Consider the following 23,219-nt stretch of genomic DNA (forward strand, 5'->3'; position numbering starts at 1 on the left):
AGAATTAGGTGGTTCCTTCGAAATTCCGGTATTTCGCCATGAGGAACATGTAAATGGCATAGGCCACCAATCCTGCAGCCACCACTCCCATTAACCAGCTTCCGTAGGAGGAGTCCTGAATAAAGGAAAATGCTTCTGAAGTAGTTTTGATCTCCGAAGGATCTGAACTAAAAGAAGCTTTTAATGCGAAATATCCAATGATCAAAAATATGACACCCCGGGCGCTAAGCCCGAATTCTGCTGTGTTCTTTATGCTTTTCCGTTTCTTTTCGTCACTCAGTGAGTAGAGGGCGAATTTTTTGGTGTAGTCATTTTTGTATGCCTTTACGAACTGAAAGATCCCCGCAATTGCAATTCCTGCGCCGGCAATCCCTATGATGATCAATCCAGTTTCACTGGCGAGCCAGGATGATTGTTGAGCTGAACCGGTAGAACTTCCGGTACCGCTTCCGCCGCCGGCATTGATAACCCGTAGTATGGCAAGAACTGCCAGTCCAAGATAGATAATTCCACTAATGAAAAAAGCTACTCTCTTTGCCTTGCCCTTCATGTCATCACCAATATTTTCAGGATCTTTGACCGACTGGATAAATCTCCAGATAGAATAACATGCCAGGCCAAGTCCCATTAGCACGAGAAGAACATTTCCGAAGGTCTGTTTGTCGAGAAATTCAAGAACCTGTAGCCTTCCTGTTTTTTGCCCTCCCATATTGAAAGCGGCCATGAACGTCAGAATACCTGTTATTGCGTAGACAGTTCCTTTAGCTACGAACCCTGTTCGGGCCATTTTTTTGATCTTACTATCCATTGGTTGGTTTTTGTGGGTTAGCTATTAAATTTAAAGGAAAAGGCCAAGACAACCAATGAATTATAAATAATTTAAGGATTCCATGGCGTTATTCAATGAATTTGCTAAAGTTTGAAAAGTGCATCAAATTGAGCTCTCCTTGGGTGATTTTTGTACGGTTTCTCCTTTTTCAACCAGTAGGTGTAAGTCTTCTAATATCAGGTATAAACAAGGTACAATAATGAGAATGATCGAAGTCGCAAAAATGATCCCGAAACCAAGAGAAATTGCCATAGGAATGAGATAATAAGCCTGGCTGGATGTTTCCATAATAATTGGGGTAAGGCCTCCAAAAGTGGTAAGAGTAGTAAGCATGATGGGCCTGAAACGCCGTAGCCCGGCTTCGTGTATGGCATCATATCTGGATAGCTCCTTTCTTTTTTTATTAGCATAGTCTATCATGATGAGAGAGTCATTTACCACAACGCCCGAGAGCGCGATCACTCCCATCAGGCTTACCAGCGAAAGATCATAACCAAGCAAAATATGACCAATAACTGCTCCCACAATTCCGAAGGGAATAGCGGTCATCACAATAAGGGGCTGAGTATAACTGCCAAAGGCGATGGCGAGCAACGCATAGATGATCAGCATGGCCATAGAGAATCCACTCCACAGTGAGGCAGTCGATTCCCTCATGTCTGCCTGGCTTCCTTCAAAACTCCAGGTGATGCCCGGGAAATCTGCCCGCAGCTGCGGAAGTACTTCAGTCTGGATCTTATCAAGAACCCGCGTCACAGCGTTAGCGGGTTCTACATCCATCCCAACATTGACCACTCTACGGCCGTCCCTGCGGTTAATATTGGTGAAGGCTTCTCGCTGTTCCACTCTTACGGCATCCAAAAGTGGGACTTCTATGCCCTCTTCTGTGCGAATAATGAATTCTTCAAGGTTCTCAATGTTCTTTCGTTCTTCCAGTGGAAGTTTTACACGTACTTCAATCTCATTCGTTCCGCGGAGTTGCCGCATGGCAAGTGCACCATAAAAAGCATCCCTTACCTGTTGGCCAACTTCAGAAGAAGTAATGCCCAGGTTTCTACCTTCCGGAAGAAGCTTAAAATCATACTGAAGCTTTCCTTTATTGTAATTATCACTGACATCACGGGTATTCTCAAAAGCTTCCATACGTTCAAAAAAAGCGGTGCTTGCTTTTTCCAGGGTCTCAATATCCGAATGGCTAAGGTCTACGCTTATTGCCTGCTGGTATCCACCGGGTCCACGTTCTGCTTCAAAGGTTATCTGGTCAACTCCTTCGAGATCCCCAATATTGTCCCGCCAAAGAGCAATTACTTCCCTTGCTGTCATATCTCTTTCATCGGGCGGTTTCATCACGATCTCCACATCAATAAAGTTCTGTCCCCTCACATTGGTCTTGATCCCTTCAGCTACCTCATAGAGATTGTGTTCTTCAAACATTTTGCGGGTACTTTCTGTGATCTCTTCTGCCACCTTTGCTGCCTGGTCCGGCGTGGTGCCCACAGGAAGGCGTACCCCGGCTTCAATTTCATCTGCAGCCACTTCGGGCATCATTATCATTCCCATGTGATCACTGTAGCCGTAACCGCCAACAATCAGGAGAAGGGCAACAGCCGCACTTAGAGTGATATAGCGATACTCAAGACATTTATCGAGTAAGGGACGGTAGTAGCGATCAATGATGCGATTAAATCCTTTAGAAAAAGATTCCTGCCAGTTTTCCAGTTTTAGAGCCCATCCTTTTCTCTTTTTTTCTGAAATATGACCAAGGTGAGAGGGTAGGATAAACAGGGCTTCCAGTAAAGAAACGGCCAGGATTACAATAACCACAACGGGTAAAGGCCACCAGAATTTCCCGGTTTCGCCTGGCATGAAAAGCAGAGGAACAAACGCGATGATGGTAGTAGCCACACTGAAAATCACCGGCTTTGAGACATCTTTGGTCCCTTTTATCGCTGCATCAATATAGCCCATTCCCTGCTGCCGGTATTCATGGATATTCTCTCCCACCACTATAGCGTCATCTACAACGATCCCCAATACCACCAGGAATCCAAACATGGAGATCATATTAATGCTGACTCCTATAAAAGGCAAAAATATTATACCTCCAATGAATGAAATGGCCATTCCCATCATTACCCAAAAAGCCAGCCTGTACTCCAGAAATAAAGTAAGTATCACCAGTACTATAATGATCGCCAAAATGCCATTTTCGGTAAGCAAGGACAATCGTTCCCGGTAATCTTCGGCGCGGTTGCTGTCTATGCGGTATTGTACTCCGGGAGGTAGGGGAAAATCATTCAGGATTTCCTGCACAGTCTCTTCGATTTCGAGAGGAGACTGGTCACCCACCCTGAAGATCGACAAAGACACCGCCGGCTGCTGATTGAACTGCCCATGGAATCCTGTTTCCTCAAAACCATCAGTAATGGTAGCGATCTCTCCTAATGTCACTTTTGCTCCGGAAGTGGAGGAAATGATCGTGACATTGCTGAATTCTTCCGCCCACTGCTTCCGTTCCTTCATGCGCAGGAGGATCTCTCCAGATTCAGTTTCTACAGATCCTGCCGGGACATCTTCACTGGAACTTGCTATTATCCGGGCGACCTGTCCTAAGGTGAGATTGTATTTTCTCAGGTTGTGCCTGGGGATTTCTATATGAGTCACGTAATCGGGAACATTTCCCAGTTCTACCTGCGTGATCTGTGGGTCACTTAAAAACCGGTTTCTTAGACGTTCTCCTAATTGTCTCAGGGTCCATATATCTACACTTCCATAAAGGCTGACTTCCATCACATCCCGCTGGCGGGACCGCAGGCTCACCCTTGGCTGTTCAATATCATCAGGGAAGGTCCTTATACGGTTCACCGCCTGGTCAATGTCCTGGAACACCTTCATTCGGTTGGTTCCACCTACCAGTTCAATGGAAATATTTCCGGAACCTTCGTAGGCAGTGGAAACGATCTCCTTTATCCCCTGAATTCCGCGTACCGCTTCCTCCACCGGTAAAAGGATCCCTTGTTCCACTTCAGCAGGAGCTGCCCCCGGGTAAACTACACTTACATCTACATAATCTAACTGGAACTGGGGGAAGACCTCTTTCTGGATCTTAAACATGGTCCAGATACCGCCACCAATCAAGATTATCATGAGCAGATTGGCAGCAATGGAATTCCTTGCCATATATCCTATGACCCCTTCTTTTCGCCTTTTATTTTTCTTTTTATCAGCCATTATTCCTGAGAGCTCTCCTGTTCCGAAGCATTCTTCCTGGTGGTTCTAAGCGGGAGGCCATCTGCGACGGTGCTGAGATTGGTGGTCACAACTTTATCCCCGTCTTCCAGGCCATCTGTTATGTATGCAAATTCAGCATCATTCAAAAGGATCTCTACTTCTCTTATTTTTAATTCTCCATCCTGCATTACCCACACCCGGTCGTTATTCCGGATATGGTCACGGCTCAATCTGATCACTCCCGGGATCGTTTTTCCCAACAATCTGGCTTCGACAAAAGAGCCTATCATCAATTCGGGTTTTTCTTTATTCGCTGCTTCTTGGCCAAGCGGGTCCGGAACATTCACCAGTACCTTGGCCAACCGGGTTTCATCTTCAAGAGCGCCTACCTGTTTATCTAAAGATCCTGTTCTGAAGGTGTTTTCCGGCCAGGCGGTTGTATTCCGAACTTTTACTTCGGAACCTTTTTCACGGGCCGCCTCTGTAAATTGCAGGTATTGCAGTTTAGAAACCGGAATATTCAGGATGACCCAATAATGGTCGCTGCCCACGAGGCGGCCGAGGTTGTCTCCCGGCGCCACCTGCGAACCCACCGTTACATTCTGACTTAGAATATGAGCATCAAAAGGCGCCCTTATAGTAGTTCTGGCCAGATCGAGCTGAGCCTGATCCACTGCTGCCTGTGCAGCATTGATGGTCGCTCTCACCGAATTGAGTTGAGGTTTTCTAAGTACCAATGATTTCTGTTGGGCAGAAAGGGAATCTCCTCCAATCAGTGCGAGGTCTTTTTCCGCGACCTCCTGTCGGCCCATTTCTACTTCCAAATTCGTGCGGGCCTGTTCCAGATCACTTTTCCGAAGCTCCAGCACATTGCGGTAGTCAGAAGGATCTATCTGTAGTAGGACAGCTCCCTTTTTAACAAAACCACCCGGAGTGAATTCAGGGGAGCGTCTAACTACTTCGCCACCCACCAACGGGCTCAAGGTAATATCCTCTACAGGAGACACAGTACCGGTAGCCACAAATTCCGGTTGATAATCGCCACGTTCCGCAGTGACCACTTCCACCAGCATAGCCATTTGTTTGGTTGCGCCTTCAGATTTTGCAGTGGGTTCTGTCATAAAAATGAGGCTGGTGACGATGACTGCCAGTAGCAGGATTCCTAACGAGATAAGTATTATTTTCTTTGTGCTCATATAGATTATGGTAAAGTAGCTGTTCGTTCAGTTTCAAATCCACCTGCCAGCGCCCGGTAAAGTTCAATTCGTGTTTCCAACAGTACCTGTTGCGCCTCCAGCAGGTCTCTCTGCAGTTGCTGCTCGCGGTCAAGCGACAGCAGAACATCGAGATAATTACTAATTCCGTTGAGGAACTCGATCCTTAACTGCCCATTCGTTTTCTGTGCCAGTTCCAGTTGTCGTTGCAGGATCTGGATGCGCTCCTGTTGTTTCAGTTCCCTTATCAATGCGTCCTCCACTTCCCTGAAAGCCGTCAATACGACCTGGCCGTATTCAAAAAGCCGCTGATTTTTCACAGCTTCGGTGCGCTCCACTTCTGCATTAAGCCTGCCGCCGTAGAACAGGGGAGCCACAATATTGCCGGCAAGGGTATAGGCCCAGTCTTTGAAAAGGTTGTTATAATCATTGGACCGCATTTGACCTGACAGGTTTAATGACAGCCTCGGAAATTTAGCCCGTATGGCGGCTGCCATTTCCCGATCTGCAGCCATAACAAGGGCATAAGCTTGTTGTACATCGGGTCTCCTGCGGATCAATTCCAGCGGAAGCCCGGTGGCCGGTAGCGGCGGTAATTGCGGGAGACTGTCTGTTGGGAACTCAGGTTGATTTTGCGGAGGTATTCCTAACAGGACAGAAAGTTCATTCTGTAAAAGAGCTAATTCAGTTTCATAAAAAACCTTTTGGTTGCGGGTGCTTTCCAGTAACTGCTCCTGTCTTAAAATATCTACGGCCCTTATTTGCCCACTGCTGAAACGGTTCCTTATGAGCCGCATTATCTTTTGGTTAGTCTGCAGCTGCTGTTCGGCAAGTTCGAGTTGTTTGTGAGTTGTGACCAATTGAAACCAGCTGATCCCTGTCTCTGCGGAAAGGGTCATGGCTGCTGACTGGTAATCCAAAAATGCCGCTTCGCTTCTGAATTTTTCAGCCTGTACGCCGGAAGCGATCCGTCCCCAAAGGTCCAGTTCGTAGGCGGCTGATACTCCCATTTGTAAATTTTCCCCACCGGCAAAATCCGGTTCCGGCCTGCTGATGGCGGAATAGGCAGTAGCCTCCACTTCCGGCCAAAGAAAGGATCGTCTGCTTTTCAGAACGGCCAAAGCTGCCTTATACTGTTCCCAGTCTCCCGCCAGGCTTAGGTTGTTTTGCAGTGCTTCCTCAATTACTTCACTCAGCACCGGATCTTCAAAAGCTGTCCACCATTTTTCCGGAGCCATTACTTCCCCGCTATTGGAAAAAGCTTCAGGATCTTCTATAGGAGGTGCTGCTTCCTGAAGTTTAGGGGAGCAGGAGGAAAGCAGAAAAACTGATAAAAGGAGTGGGAGAAGGCATTGCGAAAAATGCCTTTTTTGGAAAGTAATTTTATTCCGAAGGTTTATTTGAGGAAGCTGTTCTATAGCGTACCAATTTTAGGTTACAATCGAATTTTACTAACAGTTTCATTATCAATGATTCTAAAGTTACTGTTTTTTTAGAAGTTGCAAAGCAAAGCCTGTCAGCTTCCTCTATGACATAAATGGCAAAATTTATAAACCGGGAATTTTTCCGGTGCCGGAGTCTTTTTTCATCACAGAGCCTTTCGGGGGATAATCTCCTGTATCCTTAAGCTTTTCAATCTCTTCGGGATCGAATTTCGGCAATTGCATTTCGTGGTTCTCGCGCCATTTTTTGACAGTTTCTTCGGCAGTGCGGGATTTTTCTTTAGATAAGCCCTGGTCTTTTGCGAAGTATAAAGTTTGAGAAGGAAATGCGAAACCGGTACCGCTTTCCCCTACCACATCCATCATCTTAAGCAACAGGTCTTCCTTAACTTCCAGGTAATCGTCAAAGGTTGCAACATTGATATAGGCAAAAACATCGATCTTGAGGGAATCTGATCCCAATTCTATGAATCGTACCCGGGCCGGATCCGGAGAAACCAGTGGGTGAGCGTACAGAAGTTTCCGTAGCTCAACAAGCAGGTACCTGATTTGATCTGGAGTGGTCTCGTAACGCAGTCCCAGCACCGGATGAAACCAAAACCTGTCCCTGAATGCAAAATTCTCGATCTTGCTGGAAGAAAACTCCCCGTTTGGAACTGTAATAAGGGTGCGGTCAAGTGTACGGATCCTTGTTGAACGCATCCCGATCTTTTCAACCGTTCCCATGGTGTCACCCACGCGACAAAAATCTCCTACTCTTATTGGTTGATCGGTGATCAGGGTAACACTTCCAACAAAATTCTCTATTGTTTTTTGAGCACCCAGGGCCAGGGCTAAACCACCAATTCCCAGGGCGGCGAGTCCGGTTGTCACATCAACACCCAGAGCTCCCAGCACGGCGATGATCCCTAACACCACTATTGCTATCCTGGCTGCTCTTCGCAGAAAGAGTACTACCGAAACCCCGGAGACACTTCCCCTGTTGATCATGCGTTGCTTGCTGTAGGCCCCAATAAATTCCGCCAGTTTCCATAACAGGATAAGAAATGCCACCCAGGCAATGATGACAGTTATGCCGCTGAATTTTTGTCGTACGATGATTGAAATGCCCAGGTCCTGAGAAAAGACCACGAAAAGCCAGACCGCCAGGTATAATTTCAGGGGAAGGGCGAAGGCTTTTAAGACGCCCGAAACTGTTTCTGTCCTTGCCTTTCTCCACATTAAAGGAATAAGGTGCACCAGCAAAGAAATGATACTCCAGGCGATGAGATAACAAAGTGCTGCAAGCAGGATTGTGGCCAGCCATTGGCCTGCCGGAACGCCACCCCATTGACGACCCTGAAGGAATTCAGGAAGAATTCGGTCGATTGGAGTGATTATTTCAACGGTGGAAATCGTAGCAATTTTCTCCAGAGATTCCGAAGCAATGAGCCAGATTGGTCCGGCATCCGGTCCTTTCGTCTCCTCAATATAGATCTGTATATTTTCTCCATCTACGGTAATGGAACCTACTTTATCCAGGTTTGGAGGAAGTCCGTCGTCTTTGCGCCCGGCCGGGTCGTCACTGATCCAGGAATAGGGTAAAATATGCCCTTTTTGGTTCAGTAGCATTTCAAGGGAACGAGCGAGATCTACACCTTCTTCTGTTCCCGAAGGCAGGTCCTTCAGGTCAAGGTATGAACTGGCCCTGGCGTAATTCTTATCGGCAACTGCCGAAATAAAACCCGCAATACTGCTTCTGGGATTGCGCCTTCCCAGGGGATCTTCGGGATACTGTACTTCAACCGACTCTTCCTGACCCGATTGCCCCGGCACCAATTGAGCCTGCAACTGGAAATTATTGAAAAGCAGTAAAAAAAAGAGTATCCAAAAATGCCCTTTTTGAAAGGTATTTCTCGAACACATATCGAAAGATTTAAAGTGTAATGGTTTAGAAGAATATGCCGGGAGGGGAGTTCCGCTATGTTTCATTTTTAATGAATTTGGACCCGCAGGAGCCACTTTCCTGCTGTTTCTCCTAAAGATAAAAAAAATGGACCAAGGCATGGTCCATTTAAGAAAAGCATAAGAGTTAGAAAACAGCCGCTGCGATCTCTCTTATGTTGGAACTCCTTCCCATGGAATAATAGTGAAGCACCGGAACACCGGCTGCAATCAATTCCTTACTCTGTTCGATACACCATTCCACTCCAACTTCCCTTACCTGCTCATTATTCCTGCATTTTTCGACCTCCCGGGTAAGATCATCGGGGAGGTCCACATGGAAACGATGAGGGATCATCGTTAGCTGATTTTTGGTAGCAATAGGTTTTAGGCCGGGAATGATTGGCACTTTTATTCCCTTTTCCCTGCACTTCTCTACGAATTCGAAGAAGCGGGAATTATTGAAGAACATTTGGGTAACAACATATTCTGCTCCGGCATTTACTTTTTCTCTTAGTCGTTCAATGTCTTTGTCGAGGCTGGGTGCCTCCATATGTTTTTCAGGATAACCGGCGACCCCGACGCAAAAGTCGGTTTGATGATTATTTTCCAGAAGTTCTTCCTGAAACTTCCCTTTATTGAGGTCGTTGATCTGCCTCACCAGGCCTTCGGCGTAACAATGTCCTTTTGGATCGGGTTTGAAATAAGTTTCACTTTTGACCGCGTCACCGCGCAAGGCCATGACATTTTTAATTCCGAGGAAGTCGAGATCGATCAGGAAATTTTCAGTGTCTTCTTTGGAAAATCCGCCACAAAGAATGTGGGGCACGGCATCCACTCCGTATTTACTTTGAATGGCCGCACAAATTCCCACGGTTCCGGGTCGCTTGCGCACTATCCTTTTTTCGAGCAGTCCGTTCTCCTGTTCAATATATACATATTCCTCGCGGTGGTAGGTCACATCGATAAACGGCGGTTTAAATTCCATCAGGGGATCGATCCCGTCGTAAATGGATTGAATATGCTGGCCTTTTAAGGGAGGCAGGATCTCGAAGGAGAAAAGTGAGCTGCCGTTAGCTTTTTCTATGTGTTGGGTGATTTTCATTAATCTGCAATATTTGGTCTTAACCACTTTTCGGCCTCTTCAAAAGAGATTTCTTTTCGACGCGCAAAATCCTGTACCTGGTCTTCCTTTATTTTTCCGACTCCAAAATAACGAGCCTCGGGATGGGAGAAGTAATATCCGCTAACACTGGCTGCCGGCCACATGGCCAGGCTTTCGGTGAGTTTTACGCCAATATTCTCCTCCACCTTCAAGAGCTCCCAGATGGTTTTCTTTTCAAGGTGATCTGGACAAGCAGGATAACCGGGCGCAGGGCGAATTCCTTTGTAATGTTCTTTTATAAGCTCTTCGTTACTCAGGTTTTCTTCTAAAGCATAGCCCCAGTAATCCTTTCTCACCCGCTCGTGCAGGTATTCTGCGAAAGCTTCGGCAAGTCGGTCGGCCAGCGCCTTGATCATGATCGAGTTGTAATCATCATGCTTCGTCTCAAATTTCTTTGCGAGCTCTTCTGTTCCGAAGCCGGTACTCACGCAAAAAAGTCCGAGGTGATCCTGCCGACCGGATTCTTTCGGAGCTATAAAATCGGCCAGGGCAAAGTTGGGTTTGCCTTCATGTTTTTTCAATTGCTGCCGTAGGGTTCTTAAAATGCTCTTTTTTTCTCTGGAAGTTTCCGAAGAGACTAGTTCAATATCGTCATCATTTATGCTGTTTGCCGGAAAAATTCCGAAGACAGCTTTGGCCTGAAGCAATTTTTCTTCCACAACTTTTTCAAGAAGTTCCTGAGCATCGTGGAAAAGTGCAGAGGCCTGTGTTCCGACTTTCTCATTCTGAAGAATTTCGGGAAACCTGCCATGCAGATCCCAGCTTCTGAAAAATGGCGTCCAGTCGATATATTTTTCAAGCTTTTTGAGATCCAGATCTTCAATAATCTGTATTCCCGTTTTATTCGGCGGGATTAATAAGGAATTCTCCCAATCAATTATGAACTTGTTCTTGCGGGCCTCTTCAATAGAGAGGTAAGATTTTCTGGTGCTACGCTTCAAAAAGTTTTTTCTGAAATGGTCGTATTCGGTCTTCAGGTCAGCCTTGAATTTACTCGCCGATTTCTCCTTGAGCAGATCTCCTACCACCGTGACGGCCCGGGAAGCATCATGTATGTGCACTACAGCATGCTGGTATTGCGGATCGATCTTCACGGCAGTATGTGCCTTGGATGTAGTGGCGCCACCAATAAGTAGCGGAACGCTGAATTGCTGTCGTTCCATTTCCTTGGCAAGGAATACCATTTCATCAAGCGAGGGAGTAATAAGTCCGCTCAATCCTATGGCATCCACATTTTCGGCTTTGGCAGTTTCAATGATCTTTTGGGGAGGCACCATTACCCCCAGATCAATGATCTCATAATTATTGCAGGCCAATACTACGCTCACGATATTTTTACCAATATCATGTACGTCGCCTTTGACCGTAGCGAGCAGGATCTTTCCAGCGTTTTCCCTGGACCTTCCGGAAGGATTGGCCAGTTTTTCTTCCTCAATATAGGGCAGGAGATAGGCTACTGCTTTCTTCATCACCCTTGCCGATTTTACCACCTGGGGCAGGAACATTTTTCCGCTGCCAAACAGATCGCCCACCACATTCATTCCGGTCATGAGAGGCCCTTCGATGACCTCCAGAGGTTTTTCTGCCTGCCGGCGCGCCTCTTCCACATCCTGCTCAATAAATGCATCTATTCCTTTAACCAGTGCATGGGTAATGCGTTCCTGTAAAGGTTTATCTCTCCATGAAAGGTCCGTTTTTTGCACTTTTTGAGTACCCGTTACAGTTTCGGCGAAATGCAGGAGTCGTTCGGTAGCATCTTCCCTACGGTTCAGGATTACGTCCTCAACATGCTCCAGCAGCTCTTGGGGGATATTGTCATATACCTCAAGCAGCGACGGATTCACTATACCCATATTCATTCCGGCCTGAATTGCGTGATACAAGAAAACAGAATGCATGGCCTCGCGTACAGGATCGTTTCCGCGGAAGGAAAAAGAAACATTGCTCACACCGCCACTGAGGCTCACATGTGGGAGATTTTGCCTGGCCCAGCGGGTAGCTTCAATATAATCAACGGCATTGCGACGGTGTTCTTCCATGCCAGTACCCACCGGGAAAATATTGAGATCAAGAATAATATCTTCAGGAGGGAAGCCCGCTTTTTGAGTAAGCAGATCGTAAGAACGTTTTGCTATCTCAATTCTACGCTCATAATTATCTGCCTGGCCTTTCTCGTCAAAAGCCATTACCACGACGGCTGCCCCATACCTCTTTATCTTTTTTGCCTGCGACAAAAATTCTTTTTCGCCTTCTTTGAGGCTAATGGAATTTACCACGCATTTTCCCTGTACCACCTGCAGACCCGCTTCTATGATCTCCCATTTGGAACTGTCAATCATGATTGGGATGCGGGCAATATCAGGTTCGGCCACTATCAGGTTCAGGAATTTAACCATAGCTTCCTTGCCGTCGATAAGTCCGTCATCCATATTCACGTCCAGGATCTGCGCCCCACCTTCCACCTGGTCGCGCGCTACACTCAAGGCTTCCTCATATTTTTCCTCTTTTATGAGCCGAAGGAATTTTTTTGAACCGGCCACATTGGTGCGTTCCCCCACATTGATGAAGTTACTTTCAGGAGTGATCACCAGCGGCTCCAGCCCCGAAAGTTTTAAAGGACGAAAAGCGGTGTCTGCCTCAGGAATTACTTCTGCTGTTTTTGTCTGTCTGTTCATATTCCTGAAGTTTCCGGTTCAACGAGTTTCGAAAATGGTCTTGGAGAGTAATCTTTAGCAACTTCGGCAATGGCCTTGATGTGTTCGGGAGTGGTGCCGCAACAGCCACCCAGAATATTTACGAGTCCTCTTTCCAGATATTCTTTTGTTTGTAAAGCCATCTCCCGTGGAGATTGATCGTATTCCCCGAAAGCATTTGGCAACCCGGCATTGGGATAAGCAGAGACTCCGAATTCAGATCTTTGTGCGAGCACTTCCAAATAGGGGGTGAGCTGCTTTGCGCCCAAAGCGCAGTTAAAGCCAATGCTGAGCAACGGAACGTGAGAAACGGAAATTAGAAAAGCTTCTGCAGTCTGGCCTGATAAAGTCCTTCCTGAAGCATCGGTTATGGTACCGGAGATCATTACTGGAATGTCAGAAGCGAGCTCCTCCTTTAGTTCCTCAATTGCAAAAAGAGCCGCTTTGGCATTTAGGGTGTCAAAAACAGTTTCCACGAGAAGTACGTCCACTCCTCCTTCTATAAGTGCCCTGGCTTGCTCCTTATAGGCATGGTATAATTCTGTAAAGGAAATAGCGCGAAAGCCGGGATCATTAACATCCGGAGACATGCTGGCCGTTTTATTTGTAGGGCCCATGGCACCGGCTACGAACCTTGGTCTCTGAGGATCTTCTGCAGTGACCTCATCAGCTACTTTACGTGCAATGCGGGCACTTTCGTAGTTAAGCTCATACACCAGTTCCTGCATTTGATAATCGGCCATAGCGATACGGGTAGCTGAAAAAGTGTTGGTTTCCACCATATCGGCCCCGGCCAGGAAATATTTGCGATGCACTTCGGCAATAGCCTGTGGCTGGGTGAGAGACAACAGGTCATTATTTCCTTTGACAGAAACTGGCCAGTCGGCAAAGCGACTTCCGCGAAAATCTTCTTCAGAGAATTTGTATTCCTGTAGCATGGTGCCCATAGCACCGTCCAGGATCAGTATTTTTTGTGATAATGCTTCTTTTAGTTTTGACATAGTCATGAGTTGATCACTATCAAAAAAGAAGCAAAGGGAAAGCATTCTTCTTGTTATCTATCCACGGCAGCGTGGTAGAATGTAGCACCTTCTCCAAACGGAGGGTTGCCAAGGCTTCAACGGGTCTATTCCCTCAACCTTTCTTGATAACGAATATTAAAAATGTAAATGAACTGTTGGGCAAATATAAAGGCTTCTTCTTACGATTTGCAAATTTTTATGGAAAAATAGGGAGAATGGGAAGTGGAATATGGAGAAATCATTTCGCTTATCGGTTTCTGAAAATAATTAGGGGGTGCTAATCACAAAAAATAGATATTAAAATTTAATATACTCTAAAAATTAGGGGTCTGTTGTAATGAAATAATAAAAATTAATTTTTTACCCCCTAAAAAATGGGGGTTAAAACTTTTTTATATAGTTTTATCCTGTTGAAAAGCAAACATAAGATGAAAAAGATCGAAGCCATAATCAGGAAATCAAAATTTGAGGAGGTCAAGAAAGCTCTCCTTGAGATCGAAGTCATGTTCTTTACCTATTGGGACGTAACCGGGGTAGGAAATGAAAAACAGGGGCATGTTTACCGCGGAGTAGCTTATAACACTTCAGACCTGCAACGTAGGATGCTCTCCATTGTAGTCTCAGACAGTTTTGTCGAGAGAACCGTGGAAGCAATCTTAAAGTCGGCATTCACCGGGGAGGTAGGTGACGGAAAGATCTTCGTCTCTCCCATAGAAGAAGCCTACAGAATAAGAACTAAAGAAACAGGAACCCCTTCACTCAACTAACTATGGAAAACGTACTATTTACCGCCAACAACTTGTGGATGATGATCTGTATCGCACTTGTTTTCATCATGCACCTGGGCTTTTCACTCCTCGAAATAGGTCTTACACGCGCTAAGAATACGATCAATATTCTCTTTAAGAATGTGATGGTAATAATCATCGGGTTACTTACGTATGCTTTGGTAGGGTTTAGTTTGATGTATCCCGGTGCAGCTTTTGCCGGGGATTTTATCGGATTTTCTCATTTTGGTGTCCTGCTTCCTGAAAACGGACTTACTGCCGCTTATTCCGGCGGACATTTTACGTTTTATACTGATTTCCTGTTCCAGGCGATGTTTGCTGCTACTGCTGCTACAATAGTCTCGGGTGCAGTAGCCGAAAGAATAAAACTCGGCGGATTTATCGCTTTTTCGGTGGTGTATGTTGGCCTGATCTATCCCATCACCGGCATGTGGAAATGGGGCGGTGGCTTTCTTGACGAGTTAGGTTTTTACGATTTTGCAGGATCTACTTTAGTGCATTCCGTTGGTGGCTGGGCAGCACTTGTGGGAATTATGGTCTTAGGTCCCAGAATAGGAAAATTCAGTGATGGCAGGATTCAGGTTATTCCGGGTCACAGCATTCCGCTTTCAACAGTAGGAGCATTTTTGTTGTGGTTCGGCTGGTTTGGATTCAATGGGGGCTCTGTTCTCTCGGCAGATCCGGCTGTGACTTCTTTGGTCCTTGTGACAACCTGTATCTCGGCTGCGGCCGGCGGATTAGGTTCCTTTGTTATTTCAAAGATTCGCTATAAAGAGAACGACCTGTCTATGATCCTGAACGGTATCCTTGGTGGACTGGTAGGAATTACTGCCGCTGCAGATGTCACAGGAGTACTGGACGCTTTTATTATTGGAAGTATTTCCGGAGTGTTGGTAGTGGTTTCAATAGCTGCCCTGGAGAATTGGAAACTCGACGATCCCGTGGGAGCAGTTTCGGTACATCTCACCTGCGGAATCTGGGGAACACTTGCAGTGGGTATCTTCGGAAAAATGGCAGGTTGGGAACAATTTTTCAATCAGCTTACCGGTATCGCAGCCGTAGGATCCTTTTGCTTGCTGACTTCCTTCGGAATATTTTACGCACTCAAGAAAACAGTTGGTATCCGGGTGACCGAAAAAGAGGAAATAGAAGGTTTAGATGCACATGAGCACGGATCGGCAGCCTATTCGCAGTTGCAGTATGAGTAAAGGATATTGTAAAATATAACTTTGAGACCAAGCCGCTGCAGGTAAAGGCAGCGGCAATTGGTCAAGTTCTCAATTAAGGGAATCTTTTTTTAGGCCCGATTTATCTTTTAGGTCGAAAACTGTATCCAAAACTAAACGACAAAATTATTGTTCTTCTTCACCAACTGTCCTCTTCCGCAGGCAATCCACACAGTGTAGAGAAGTGTGGTGTTTTCCCGTTCTGCATGTGTTAAAATTCCACAGTCCCTCCAAAAATGCTTTTTAAAGGCCTCAATAACAGTCCTGTAAAAATTGGTACGTGAATTGCTTAGGGGTTCGCGACGCAAGGCCTGACAAGGCCTGTAAAAACTGAACAATAACAAGAGTTACCAATGATATTAGAAAAAGAAAATTCAATTAAGTATAATCCTTCCGAAGCCGAAAATTTAAAAGTAGAAGAACATTCCAATTTTGACCCTGAATTCAGGGAAAATCCAAAAGATCTTAAAGGTATTATCGTACGCGCGAGCAGTATAGTGCTGCTTATTGGTGCTGCCTACCTTGTGTACGTCCTTCAAAATGATTTTAGCCGCTACAATCTCGAGCGCCTGGATACTCTTTGGGGTAGGATCTTCTTTGCAATTGCGGGTGCGCTTTTCCTTTTTAAAGCGGGATTTTTCGCATATAATCTTTACCTGTATTTACGCTACAAGCCTATAAGTTCTGTGGCTGACGATGCTTTGCCTACCTGTACTGTGATTGTGCCTGCTTACAACGAAGGCAAACAGGTGTGGGCCACTTTAATGAGTCTCGCAAAAAGTGATTATCCGGCAGAAAAACTCCAATTGCTGGCAATCGATGACGGGAGTAAGGACGATACCTGGGAGTGGATGCAGGAGGCTAAGAGAACTCTTGGCGATCGCGTTAGCATTTATCAGCAACCCGAGAATAAAGGAAAACGTCATGCCCTTTACCGTGGTTTCCACCTGGGGACCGGAGAGATCTTTGTGACGGTTGACAGTGATTCTGAAGTTACAAAAGACACCTTGCGTAACCTGGTGAGTCCGTTTGTGGTGAACGAGAAATGTGGTGCCGTTGCCGGAAATATTAGAGTACTTAATAATGGTAAAAAAGCTTTGTTGCCAAAAATGTTGGATGTGAGCTTTGTACTGAGTTTTGAATTTGTACGTTCGGCAGAGAGCAGCCTGGAATCAGTGTTGTGTACTCCCGGAGCACTGGCTGCATACAGGAGTGAAGCGGTCTTTAAAGTTCTTCCCGAATGGATCAACCAGACCTTTATGGGGCAACCTTCAGATATTGGGGAAGATCGCGCCATGACCAATATGATCCTGAAAAATGGGTACCATGTGCTGTTCCAAAGAAACGCTTATGCATACACTAACGTTCCTGAGAAATATTCTGGATTGTATAAAATGTTTATCAGATGGGGGAGAAGCAACGTGCGGGAAAACCTTGCGATGGCAAAATATGTGTTCACCGACTTTAGAGAAGGTTCCAAGGTAGGATCAAGGATCCTGTTCTTTAACCAGGTGATCAAACTGGTCATGAGCTATCCATTCATTTTACTGATGCTGTTTTTCATCATTACGCATCCGGTACTGTTCATCAGTTCCACACTGTTGAGTATCCTGATATGGTCAAGTTTTCCGGTGTTGTTCTACGCGAAGAAATATAAGTTATCTGAATCGTTCTGGGCGTATTCTTATAGCATTCTATATACCTTCGGATTATTCTGGATCACTCCATATGCTATTGCTACAGCTAGTAAAAGAGGATGGCTCACCCGGGGATAGTTCATTAAAACTATTGAAAAAAGGGAATCTTAACGGATTCCCTTTTTTATTTGGAGCTTCAAACAATGGGGGGATAGAGAGGACTTAGTTCATCCAGAACACAAATCCAATTATGCCCAGCAAAAGGAGCAGGCCAAAAACCATTTGTGCTCTAAAAAAGAGGTAATCCCAGTTGATTTGGGAAATATAAGATCTGATGAATTCTTTTCGTGCGGCGTGTTTTTCTTCTGCTTTCATAATTCATTGGGGTTTGGTTGTAAAAACAGAAAACAAATTCAATACCAGTTATTTCGGGGTTAATTTATCAAATATTCATAATTGTTCTAAAAATAAAAATAATTCTTAAATATTTTAATAAAGGCTGCGTGTAGATCCTGCTGCTGAAGAATTCCCAAACCGGAACTTTAGAAAAGGTTTAGGTAAAGTTTAGCTTCGGCTTAACAGGTGCCAAAAATGTCATTTTTGACACCTGCTGTTCTTTATTTCCACAGGAGTGGGGAAGAATGCTCAACGGTATAAATGAAAACAGCCGCAAAAGTTGCGGCTGAATATTTTTAATCAGAGAAAGGTTATTCTGCTCTGGAAAAATCAAGATCCTGAAAATCAAAACTAAAGTCGGTCATTGGGGAAACCGGCTCCATTGAAAATCCTTCAGCTTTTCCTTCTTTGTCGAGCCTGAAGATGACAAAAGCATCGGCGTTCAGCGAGCGCTCATCCCATTTCACAATAAAAGTATTTCCGGTGTAGTAACTCATGCTTCCGCGCAGGTCGGCCACATTTTCAGATCTGAACCGAAGTTTGTTGTTTTCCAGATAAACATTCACCTTTCCAAACCAGGGATCGTTGAATGTACCTGTGTATTTTGATAAGGCTTCTTTACTTAGTTTATTGTTTTTCTGCACCGTTTCGACCTTTTTCCATACTTCAGCTACAACAGCATCAGCTCTTTTCTCTCCTCTCAGTCTGGCCTCATTGTATTGGCTGATCCTGTCTTTTCCGTTAATTCCGAAGTAGGCATCCTTTATAGAATTGGTAATCGACCTGAAAGCAGCTCCGGACTGCTGATTGGTCAGCACGATGATACCCAGGTCCAATTCTGGGATCATGGTTACCTGGCTCACAATTCCCAGCAAGCCGCCGGTATGGGTAACCTCAAGATATCCATTGACATCGCTGAGGAACCAGCCCAATCCGTAGGCTTTAAAATGAGTATTATAGTCCCCTTTGCCGGTGCCTGTAATAGTTTGTGGCTTCCACATCTCACGGTGGGCTTTAAGACTGAAGAGACTGTCCTGTAAATTTTCACCATATTTTCCATTGTCCAGTTGGGCCTGTACCCATTTGCTCATATCCTTTACAGAGGAATAGATTCCTGCTGCAGGATTGGCCACTTTAGTAAAACTGAGACCTACGGGCACTAATTTACCGTCCACCGGAGCATGCCCGTCAATTACGTTGGAATAATCTTCGATCCTGTGCCAGGACATAGCCGTGCGGTCCATCCCTAGTGGCTCCAGGATATGTTGCTTAACATAGGTTTCATATTCGGTTCCTGAAACTCTTTCAATAACCTCTCCTGCTACAATGTAAAGCAGGTTGTCATAATCATATTGGGAACGGAAGGAAGATACCGGCTTGAGGAATCTTAGATTGTAGATCAACTGATCTTTATCAGTAACATTTGAAGCCGGAAACACCATCAAATCCCCTGCGCCCAATCCCAGTCCGCTGCGGTGGGTGAGCAGGTCCCGAACTGTAAATTCGCTGGTGACATAGGGATCGTAAAGTTTGAATTCGGGAATAATTTCTGTTACCCTGCTATCCCACTCCAGTTTGCCGTCATCTACGAGTTGGGCAAGAGCTGCTGCGGTTACCGCTTTGGTGTTTGATGCCACTCCAAAAAGGGTATTTTCATCTACCTTTCCACCGTCTTTCAGGGAGCGGGTACCGTATCCTTTCATGTGAACAACTTTGCCGTCCTTAAGTACGGCCACAGCAATGCCCGGAACATTAAAAGTATTCATGCTCTTTTGAACGAGACTGTCTATTTGAGGGTTTTCAAGACCTTGTGCAGTTGTAGAAATTCCGAGGAGGAGAAAACAGAAAAGGAAAATTCTGCTATAAAATGAGGCTTTCATAAAGTAAAATTTTGCCCCTAAAGATACAGAATTCTCCTACATATTAACGCAACTTGCTGGTCTGCGAAAAGCACAAAGATTCCGCTCCAATTGAAGCGGAATCTCAAAATGAACAACAAATTTTCTATTTTAAATATATATCGCCGGTAACGGTGTCAAGGCTTAAGCGGTTATTTGTTTCCGCCAGCTCCAGGTTCATCTTCCGGCCAATTATTCCGTTTTTCTTTTGGATTTTAGGATTGGCATCGGCGTAGATCTCACCCATTAAAGAAGAAGCGCTAAAAGAACTGTCCTTTACCGGAAGATGTATCTCTCCGGAAACAGTTTTCAGGTTCAGGTCTCCATCAAATTCTTTAATGACAATATCTCCAACAACAAGATCGATGGAGATATCACCTCGCAGATAATCTGCAGTTAGTTTTCCGGTGATACTGGAGACCTTCAGTTTTACATCTTTGGGCACATAGACGGTATAGATGAATTCATGTTTGAAATCGTGGAAATGAATACCTCTTTCTTCCTCTATTTTGAAAAGCTCTTTTGAATTGGAACTGAATTCGATGGCAGAGTCTTTCAGCCGGAGGTTGAGCTCATAGTTTTCAATAATTTCCTTTTTTTCGGAAGCTATACTGGCTTCAACCTTAATTTTTTGTTTGTCCCAGGTTACAATTTTGATGGAAGAGGCAAACTCCAAATTCATTTCTACCGATTCATTGCTGTAAGCAGTTTCCCTTTCCACTTTTTTCTGCGCCTGAATATTCATTCCGGACAACACCAGTAAAGCAAAGATTAGTTTTTTCATGTGTACTGTTTTTTGATGATTGATTTACCTTAAGTACGACAGGAAATATTAAGTGTTGCAAAATACCGGTTTATCCTATCTCGATTTTATGCACCAGGAAATCGGTCAATTTTTTCCACTGGACCTTTTGTGCAAAAGCCCAGCCTCCAATCGCAAGTGAGGAATTAAGGATCTCCCGGTCCCCAGCCTCTTCGTCATCATTGATACCTTCTCTTTTTCCAATTTCCCAGGCGGTGAGGGTATCTCCTCTCAACTCTACTCTGAAGGTGCTGGTAGCCTTATCTATAAAGAAATGTTCGATCTTTCTTTCACCGTCTTGCTCTTCTGTGGGGTCTATGCTGGGGCTTACCGTGAATTCTGCAAAATTATCTCCTTTCTTGATGTCGGTGACCATCACCCAATTTTCAGGAAAGGGACCCGGTAAAAGAATTTTTATAAAATCATTGAACTCGGGCTCAGGTTCATCTTTCTCATTTCCATGCTTGTCAAAAAGGACAAATTTGGAGGTTATTCCCGGCAGGTCTGACCATTGATTTACATGGAACAATTTCTGAACTGACCTCTCGAACTCTTGTTTTGCCTGAAGTTCGCTCGAAAATTTTTTCTCACTTGAGTAGGTCTTGTCCATAGTGCCATCATCAAAAACGACCTTCTTCTTTTTTTTGAACCACTTTTTAATTGACATTTTTGAATATTTAAACTTCTCTCTTTCAATTTAATCTAACCCTCTGAGAATAGATGTCAAGGAGTTGCTAAACTTGGTTAGAGAAAACTCAAAAAGTAGAATTTGGTAAATAAAAAACTGCCCGACCATAGGCCGGGCAGTAAATTTTTATGAATAAAATTTTTTAATAGTAGGTGTAAAATACAGTTTCTGTTTGGCTTCCTCTTTCAAAAAGTTGGCCTTCAGCATTAAACTTATTGATGTAGTAATGATTTATATTCACTCCTTCTTTAATGTAGGTATAATAGAGTGGTAAAAGTTGCTGAACCTTTAGAGTTGGTATTATTTCAATAGGTGCCGGGTTCCCCTTGTCCAGGTAAGTGTCAAATGAAAGACTGCTTTCAAATACCAGAATATTGTTGCTGTTTAATTTGAAAATACTCTCTTTTTTTAAGTTGCCATCTGAATGATATTCATATTCATGTTTGCCACTTGTTTTAAAGCTGCCATCTGTCTGGATGTGAAAAATGGTCTTTGTCTGGATCTTTCCGGAAAAATTATAGTCATAGATACTGTAGGCTGTCTTAGCAAAACCACTATTAACTTCAGAACGAACCACTTTGCCGTTCTCCCAGATAAAGTACTCACCATCTCCGGGAAAAGCGGAGACGCTTTCGATCAAACCGTTACCGGAGTAGTAATAAATATCAGTTCCCTGCGCCATTGAAGTAGAATTATTCTCCCATAGAACTTTACTCACTTTTCCATCTACAGCATATTCCCAGGTTTTCTTATCTCTTTTACCATCCTTGGTGATAGTTTCAACCGATTTTATCTTTCCCTTTATCTCGTCATCCAGGAGAACGAGATTTATTTCTGAAAGTTCTCCTATGACCACACCCGCACTATTGGAAACCAACTTGAGTTTCAGGTTTTGATGATTTTCAAGAAGGGCATTATCCTTCGGATAAATTTGAAAGGTTGTAAATACAGTTCCTGAAGGTACAGGAATCGAAATCTTTTGATCCTGATCAAGAGCAGGATAGCTGCTAATAAAGTGATCGTTAGTATTTCCTTCAACTTCTACTACAAGGGAACCTTCAGGAATTTGATATCCCGAAAAGTGGATTCTTACTTCCACACCTTCAATATTATTTTCAATAAGACTTACAGATGAGGTGATGAAGGAGGCAGTGGCGGGTGAATCGTCGTCTGTGATTTCAATAGTTGTACTGCTTTTACTCCCAAATAAAATACCGTCACTGCTTTCTTCCAATTTAAAGGTTACAGTAGAATTTTCTTCAATCTGGTTGTTGTTAACAGGAGTAAAATCAAATGCCGAGAAGGTGCTGCCTTTTAATACCTCCAGTTCGATCTCTCCATTCTCTACCGGCGGATTAGTTTGGAATCCATTATTTTTTGTGCTGGTTACTTTAAGTATAATATACCCGTCCTCCTGTGCAGGCTCGTTCAGGTTTATTCTGAATTCAGTAGCAGAAGAATTTTCCATAATAGAAGTGTCTTCGAAGAGATCAGCGACTACCAGGTAGGTAGGGGACTCAGTATCATCATCTTTAGAACATGATAACAATAAATTGCTGAGGAGCAGTGCGAAAAAGATTGGACGAATAGTTTTCATAATAGTAAGTTTTGATTGATTGAATGATTTTTTTCTAATAAAGACCCTCCCCTCGTTAGGAAGGCGGGTTTCCCGGATTAGAAATTATATTCTAACCCCAGGTTTACAGTTGATACAGTAAAATTGTCGCGACTAATTCCGGAGTAAGAGACAAGTGCCCCGATTTTTCCAAAATTGATTCCGGCAAGTGGTTTGTAGTAGAATCCGCCTTCGTTACCATCATTGACACCAACCGCATAACCTACATCGGCACCTGCGAAGAATTGGTTCATATTAAATCTTGCTGAAGCTGCCAGTGGTAGGAACTGGAAATCCTCAACTTCCCAGCTTCCAAATTCATCTTCACCTGAGTCTCCAAAAAAGTGAGAGTAACCTACTACACCACCTATTTTAAATTGCTCAGAAAGATCAAATCTGTAAGCTGCTTCGCCTCCTAAATTAAAAGTGGCAAATTCTTCAATGTCTCCTACCGGAATTCCCGCGTTAATACCGAAGCTAAAATTTCCCTGTTGGCTGTGAGCTACGGTCATTGTCATTAAAGTGATCATTACAAGTAAAACTGATTTTTTCATTGTTTTTTGATTTTTGTTGTTGATAATTATTTCGTTTTAAGTTTAGGTAGAAGGCTCGGCCGACAAGTTTTTATGATTGCACTTTTTGATCGAATT

17 protein-coding genes and 1 riboswitch are annotated in these 23,219 nt (G+C 44.3%); of the genes, 3 read left to right on the top strand and 14 right to left on the bottom strand.

The features are described 5' to 3' along the window. Positions 1 to 4 precede the first annotated feature (4 nt). The 8 genes from ACNORC_RS06205 to ACNORC_RS06240 all read right to left on the bottom strand — a co-directional run bounded on the left by ACNORC_RS06205 (position 5) and on the right by ACNORC_RS06240 (position 13,498). Entirely contained in the window at positions 5 to 808 is an 804-nt protein-coding gene (locus ACNORC_RS06205; RefSeq protein ID WP_418334760.1) for a DUF1206 domain-containing protein, read from the bottom strand. Between the two features lie 123 nt (positions 809 to 931). Beyond that, positions 932 to 4,060 (bottom strand): efflux RND transporter permease subunit, encoded by a 3,129-nt coding sequence (locus tag ACNORC_RS06210; RefSeq protein WP_418334761.1) that lies wholly within the window; start codon positions 4,058 to 4,060, stop codon positions 932 to 934. Continuing rightward, complete coding sequence (locus ACNORC_RS06215; protein WP_418334762.1) at positions 4,060 to 5,256, bottom strand: efflux RND transporter periplasmic adaptor subunit; 1,197 nt, start codon at positions 5,254 to 5,256, stop codon at positions 4,060 to 4,062. Before ACNORC_RS06215 ends, ACNORC_RS06210 begins: the two co-directional genes overlap by 1 nt. A 5-nt stretch (positions 5,257 to 5,261) precedes the next feature. Continuing rightward, entirely contained in the window at positions 5,262 to 6,512 is a 1,251-nt protein-coding gene (locus tag ACNORC_RS06220) for an efflux transporter outer membrane subunit (RefSeq protein ID WP_418334763.1), read from the bottom strand. Between the two features lie 309 nt (positions 6,513 to 6,821). Next, on the bottom strand, positions 6,822 to 8,687 hold the full coding sequence (locus tag ACNORC_RS06225) for a mechanosensitive ion channel family protein (protein WP_418334764.1): 1,866 nt from the start codon (positions 8,685 to 8,687) through the stop codon (positions 6,822 to 6,824). Between the two features lie 100 nt (positions 8,688 to 8,787). Continuing rightward, on the bottom strand, positions 8,788 to 9,744 hold the full coding sequence (gene metF / locus ACNORC_RS06230; RefSeq protein ID WP_418334765.1) for a methylenetetrahydrofolate reductase [NAD(P)H]: 957 nt from the start codon (positions 9,742 to 9,744) through the stop codon (positions 8,788 to 8,790). After that, positions 9,744 to 12,479 carry a methionine synthase gene (metH, locus tag ACNORC_RS06235; RefSeq protein WP_418334766.1) on the bottom strand — a complete coding sequence of 912 codons (2,736 nt, stop codon included), beginning with the start codon at positions 12,477 to 12,479 and terminating at the stop codon, positions 9,744 to 9,746. Before metH ends, metF begins: the two co-directional genes overlap by 1 nt. Next, positions 12,476 to 13,498 carry a homocysteine S-methyltransferase family protein gene (locus ACNORC_RS06240; protein WP_418334767.1) on the bottom strand — a complete coding sequence of 341 codons (1,023 nt, stop codon included), beginning with the start codon at positions 13,496 to 13,498 and terminating at the stop codon, positions 12,476 to 12,478. The genes metH and ACNORC_RS06240 overlap by 4 nt, the downstream gene beginning before the upstream one ends. 50 nt (positions 13,499 to 13,548) lie before the next feature. Further along, positions 13,549 to 13,651, bottom strand: a riboswitch (SAM riboswitch). A gap of 296 nt (positions 13,652 to 13,947) precedes the next feature. On the opposite strand from ACNORC_RS06240, the gene ACNORC_RS06245 reads away from it, so the two are divergent. The 3 genes from ACNORC_RS06245 to ACNORC_RS06255 all read left to right on the top strand — a co-directional run bounded on the left by ACNORC_RS06245 (position 13,948) and on the right by ACNORC_RS06255 (position 17,308). Continuing rightward, positions 13,948 to 14,286: a P-II family nitrogen regulator gene (locus ACNORC_RS06245; RefSeq protein WP_418334768.1), complete on the top strand. Its 339-nt coding sequence runs from the start codon at positions 13,948 to 13,950 to the stop codon at positions 14,284 to 14,286. A 2-nt stretch (positions 14,287 to 14,288) separates the two neighbouring features. Beyond that, positions 14,289 to 15,515 (top strand): ammonium transporter, encoded by a 1,227-nt coding sequence (locus tag ACNORC_RS06250; protein WP_418334769.1) that lies wholly within the window; start codon positions 14,289 to 14,291, stop codon positions 15,513 to 15,515. A gap of 371 nt (positions 15,516 to 15,886) precedes the next feature. Then, positions 15,887 to 17,308 carry a glycosyltransferase family 2 protein gene (locus ACNORC_RS06255; protein ID WP_418334770.1) on the top strand — a complete coding sequence of 474 codons (1,422 nt, stop codon included), beginning with the start codon at positions 15,887 to 15,889 and terminating at the stop codon, positions 17,306 to 17,308. Between the two features lie 84 nt (positions 17,309 to 17,392). Here the strand turns inward: ACNORC_RS06255 and ACNORC_RS06260 are convergent, their stop codons facing one another. The 6 genes from ACNORC_RS06260 to ACNORC_RS06285 form a co-directional block, all read right to left on the bottom strand. After that, positions 17,393 to 17,545, bottom strand: coding sequence for a hypothetical protein (locus tag ACNORC_RS06260; RefSeq protein ID WP_418334771.1), 153 nt, complete (start codon positions 17,543 to 17,545; stop codon positions 17,393 to 17,395). A 332-nt stretch (positions 17,546 to 17,877) separates the two neighbouring features. After that, positions 17,878 to 19,446, bottom strand: coding sequence for a serine hydrolase (locus ACNORC_RS06265; RefSeq protein WP_418334772.1), 1,569 nt, complete (start codon positions 19,444 to 19,446; stop codon positions 17,878 to 17,880). 124 nt (positions 19,447 to 19,570) lie between these two features. After that, on the bottom strand, positions 19,571 to 20,248 hold the full coding sequence (locus ACNORC_RS06270) for a DUF4097 family beta strand repeat-containing protein (RefSeq protein WP_418334773.1): 678 nt from the start codon (positions 20,246 to 20,248) through the stop codon (positions 19,571 to 19,573). 70 nt (positions 20,249 to 20,318) lie between these two features. Continuing rightward, a complete protein-coding gene (locus ACNORC_RS06275; protein ID WP_418334774.1) occupies positions 20,319 to 20,933 on the bottom strand; it encodes a hypothetical protein in 615 nt (204 codons plus the stop codon). A gap of 163 nt (positions 20,934 to 21,096) precedes the next feature. Further along, positions 21,097 to 22,551, bottom strand: coding sequence for a hypothetical protein (locus ACNORC_RS06280; protein ID WP_418334775.1), 1,455 nt, complete (start codon positions 22,549 to 22,551; stop codon positions 21,097 to 21,099). 77 nt (positions 22,552 to 22,628) lie between these two features. Further along, complete coding sequence (locus tag ACNORC_RS06285) at positions 22,629 to 23,123, bottom strand: outer membrane beta-barrel protein (protein ID WP_418334776.1); 495 nt, start codon at positions 23,121 to 23,123, stop codon at positions 22,629 to 22,631. Positions 23,124 to 23,219: the final 96 nt, after the last annotated feature.

Origin of the sequence: Salinimicrobium soli, assembly GCF_048323655.1 — a bacterium.
GTDB lineage: Bacteria > Bacteroidota > Bacteroidia > Flavobacteriales > Flavobacteriaceae > Salinimicrobium > Salinimicrobium soli.